1 protein-coding gene is annotated in these 568 nt (G+C 71.7%); it reads right to left on the bottom strand.

Annotated elements, in window-relative coordinates:
* A partial coding sequence (locus FNX44_RS27500) for a GNAT family N-acetyltransferase (protein WP_153507816.1) occupies window positions 1-558 on the bottom strand: 558 nt, incomplete at its 3' end.
* Window positions 559-568: the final 10 nt, after the last annotated feature.

Genomic DNA, 568 nt, shown 5'->3' with positions numbered 1-568 from the left:
ACGCCCCCGCGTCCACTCCGCCCGACTCAGCCCGTACTCCACCTCACCGTGCTCGCCCCCCTCGATCAGCTCAGGCCACTCCTCGGTGAACCGCCGCACGAACCGCAGCCCCGCCTTCACCATCACCCGACGCGAACGGACGTTGACGGCCATCGTGTTCGCCGTCACCCGCTCCACACCCAGCTCCTCGAACCCCCTGTCGATCAGCGCACGCGCGCCCTCGGTCGCGTACCCCCTCCCCCACGCCGCACGGTTCAACCGGTAGCCGAGCTCCACGACGGCGGACTCCCGCTCGTCCACAGGCCGGAACTCGAACCAGCCCAGGAAGCCCCCGCCCATCGGCTCCCGCGCCGCCCAGTACCCGGGCAGCCCCCAGCACGCGTACCGGCGCATCAACCGGGGAAGCGTCTCCTCCCGCACCACGCGCTCGGTGGTCGGCCGCCCACCGTTGACGAAGCGCATCACCTCCGGATCGCCGTCCAACGCCAGCACGTCGGCGGCGTCCACCTCCGTGAACGCCCGCAACTCGAGCCGCCCGGTCTCCAGGAACACACCCATCCCCCGACTC

It is taken from the genome of Streptomyces alkaliterrae (assembly GCF_007097205.2).
GTDB classification, from domain to species: domain Bacteria; phylum Actinomycetota; class Actinomycetes; order Streptomycetales; family Streptomycetaceae; genus Streptomyces; species Streptomyces alkaliterrae.
The sequence above is the reverse complement of the archived record's forward strand: the minus strand, read 5'-3'. Positions and strand labels throughout refer to the sequence as shown.